The organism is Aeromonas finlandensis, assembly GCF_000764645.1.
Taxonomy (GTDB): domain Bacteria; phylum Pseudomonadota; class Gammaproteobacteria; order Enterobacterales; family Aeromonadaceae; genus Aeromonas; species Aeromonas finlandensis.
In genome coordinates this window covers 1-3245 of the sequence record NZ_JRGK01000033.1, presented here as the reverse complement: position 1 = coordinate 3245, position 3245 = coordinate 1, and the positions used below count along the sequence as shown (strand labels likewise).

The following is a 3245-nucleotide window of genomic DNA, read 5'->3' as shown; positions in this document are numbered from 1 at the left end:
CATTGGTGGAGAGGGTGGACATCAGTTGCAGCCGCTGCACCCGCTCGGCATGGGGCCCCGCCACCACCCAGCCGACCCGAAAGCCCGGCGCCAGACATTTGGAAAAGGAGCTGCAGAGCAGGCTGTCGCCACGCTGATCCCAGTGGCGGATCGGCTTGGGGCGCTCGCGGCCAAAGTAGACCTCGGCATAGACGTCATCCTCCACCAGCGGCACCCCGTGGCTGTTGAGCAGCGCCATCAGCCTCTGTTTGTGGCCATCCGGCATGGTGTGGCCCAGCGGGTGCTGCACATTGCCCATCAGCCAGCACGCCTTGATCGGCATCTGGCTGAGGGCATCTTCCAATAGCGCCAGATCGATACCCACCCCCGGGATCACCGGGATCTCCACCGCCTTGAGTTTCAGCCGCTCGATGGACTGCAGCGCACCATAGAAGGTGGGGGACTCTACCACCACCCAGTCACCGGGCTCGGTCAGCACCTGCAGGCTGAGGGAGAGTGCCTCCATGGCGCCGGTGGTGATGATGATCTCCTGCGGATTGACCGCCACCCCGTCACTGGCGTAACGCTGGGCGATGGCGCGGCGCAGCGCCTCGTTGCCGGGGGGCAGGTCGGCCACCGTGCTGAAGGGGTCGAGCTTGCGCATGCAGCTGGCCAGCGCCCGCCCGAGCTGGGGATGGGGGAACAGGGTCGGGTCGGCCACCGACATGCCAAGGGGCACCAGATCCCGCGATTTGCTCGCCTGCAACACCTCGAACACCAGATCGTTGATATCCACCGAGCCGCTGTAGTGGGTCTGGCTCGGGGTGTGCTGCACGACTTGTGGTGAGGCGGCTTTGACGTAGTAGCCGGACTGGGGGCGGGCGAGGATCCGCCCCTGACTCTCCAGCAGTTGATAGGCCTGCAACACCGTCATGGGGCTGAGCCCGTGGGTCTTGCAGCTCTGACGAATGGAGGGGATGCGCTCCCCCGGTTGCCAGATGCCATCGTCGATCTGGCTTTGCAGGCGGTCGGCCAACTGCTGGTAAAGGGACATGATCTGGATCAACTGTTATAGGTGTAATTCAATATAACTGCATCTGTTATAGGTGTCATGCTCCGTGATGTACTTGTCACGCACGAAACGTGCAAGGCAAATACAACAAAAGAGAGTGACGCATGATCAATCCGGATGACGTGGTCAGCCTGTCTCGCCTGCAATTTGGCGCCACGGCCCTGTTCCACTTCCTGTTTGTGCCCCTCACGCTGGGGCTGTCCTGGATCCTGGTGATCGCCGAGTCGGCTTATGTGATGACCGGCAAGGTGATCTATCAGGACATCACCCGCTTCTGGGGCAAACTGTTTGGCATCAACTTCGTCATGGGGGTCACCACGGGGATCACCATGGAGTTTCAGTTCGGCACCAACTGGGCTTACTACTCCCACTATGTGGGGGACATCTTCGGTACCCCGCTGGCCATCGAGGGGCTGATGGCCTTCTTCCTCGAATCGACCCTGGTGGGGCTCTTCTTCTTCGGTTGGGACAAGCTCTCTCGCGGCAAGCACCTGCTGGTGACCATGCTGGTGGCGCTCGGCTCCAACCTCTCGGCACTGTGGATCCTGATCGGCAACGGCTGGATGCAAAACCCGGTGGGGGCCGAGTTCAACCTGCTGACCCAGCGGATGGAGCTGGTGGATATCGCCGCCGTGCTGTTTAACCCGGTGGCGCAGGTGAAGTTCGTTCACACCGTCGCGGCGGGCTATGTGGCGGCCTCCATGTTTGTGATGGGGGTGAGCAGCTGGTATCTGCTGCGCAAAACCGAGGTGCAGTTTGCCCTGCGCTCTTTCGCCATCGCCTCCGGTTTCGGGCTGGCGGCCATCCTCTCGGTCATCGTGCTGGGGGATGAGTCAGGCTATCGCACCGGTGAGGTGCAGAAGGTCAAACTCGCTGCCATCGAGGCGGAGTGGGAGACCGAGCCAGCCCCTGCGTCATTCACCCTGTTCGGCTTCCCGGATCAGCAGGGGGAGACCACCCACGCCGCCATCAAGATCCCGTATCTGATGGGGATCATCGCCACCCGCTCCATCGACGAGGCGGTGACCGGGCTCAAGGATATCAAGGTGCAGAACGAGGCACGCATCCGCAGCGGCATGGTGGCGGCCGAGGCCCTTGACCAGATCCGGCAGGGTGATGACAGCCCGGCCAACCGTGCCCGCTTCGAGCAGCACGGCAAGGATCTTGGCTACGGCATGCTGCTCACCCCCTATGCCAGCAATATCGCCAAGGCCGGTGAGGCGGAGATCGCCAAAGCGGTCGATGACTCCATCCCGCCAGTGGCACCGCTGTTCTGGGGCTTTCGGGTGATGGTGGGGCTTGGCGTCACCATGCTGGGGCTGATGGTAGTGAGCTTTGTCCAGCTCTGCCGCAACCGGCTGCAAGACTCACCACGGCTGCTCAAGACCCTGCTCTGGAGCATTCCGCTGCCGTGGATTGCCATCGAGGCTGGCTGGCTGGTGGCCGAGCTCGGCCGTCAACCCTGGACCATCAGCGACGTGCTGCCGGTGTCGGCCTCGGTCTCTTTGCTTCAGCCGGGCCAACTCTGGTTCAGCCTCATTGCTATCTGTTCCATCTACACCCTGTTGCTGGTGGTGGAGCTGTTCCTGTTGCGCCATGTGATCCGCAAGGGGCCCGCCATTCTCCATACCGGCCGCTACAGCGGTGAACAACCCGAACTTGCGAGGATCGCCTGATGGATTACGCAACCCTGAAACTCATCTGGTGGGCGCTGGTGCTCTTCATGATGGTCGGTTTTATCGTGATGGATGGCTTCGATCTCGGCATCGCCATGCTGCTGCCGGTGGTGTCGAAAGATGACGACGACCGCCGTCTGGTGATCAACAGCGTGGGGCCGGTGTGGGAGGGGAATCAGGTGTGGCTGATTGCCGGTGCCGGTGCCCTGTTCGCCGCCTGGCCGCTGGTTTATGCCGCCGCCTTCTCGGGGCTCTACATCCCCATGGTGGTGCTGCTGCTCGGGCTATTTTTGCGTCCGGTCGGTTTTGACTATCGCAGCAAGCTGGCCGATCCGGTGTGGCGTCGCTGGTGGGATCGGGCGCTGGTGGCCGGTGGTCTGGTGCCTGCCCTGATCCTGGGCGCCGCCATCGGTCTGGTGATGGAGGGGCTGCCGTTTCGCTTCGACACGGCGCTGCGTCTGCACTACGGCGCGTTCGACTTCCACTGGGGTTGGCTGCTCTCGGTGCTGGCCACCGCC

The 3245-nt window shown here is 62.7% G+C and carries 3 protein-coding genes; 2 read left to right on the top strand and 1 reads right to left on the bottom strand.

All coding sequences use genetic code 11. The features are described 5' to 3' along the window. The coding region (locus tag LD28_RS0104675) for an aminotransferase-like domain-containing protein (protein ID WP_033135851.1) at positions 1–1033 on the bottom strand (1033 nt) is incomplete at its 3' end. A 122-nt stretch (positions 1034–1155) separates the two neighbouring features. Here LD28_RS0104675 and LD28_RS0104670 point away from each other — a divergent pair. Together LD28_RS0104670 and cydB are read left to right on the top strand one after the other, a co-directional pair. Continuing rightward, a complete protein-coding gene (locus LD28_RS0104670) occupies positions 1156–2727 on the top strand; it encodes a cytochrome ubiquinol oxidase subunit I (RefSeq protein ID WP_033135850.1) in 1572 nt (523 codons plus the stop codon). Beyond that, positions 2727–3245: cytochrome d ubiquinol oxidase subunit II (gene cydB / locus LD28_RS0104665; RefSeq protein WP_033135849.1), on the top strand; the 519-nt coding region annotated here is incomplete at its 3' end. The genes LD28_RS0104670 and cydB, both read left to right, overlap by 1 nt.

What these genes read in the sequence shown, in the direction of transcription:
- LD28_RS0104670 (WP_033135850.1), top strand. Translation starts at nt 1,156, where the DNA reads ATGATCAATCCGGATGACGTGGTCAGCCTGTCTCGCCTGCAATTTGGC.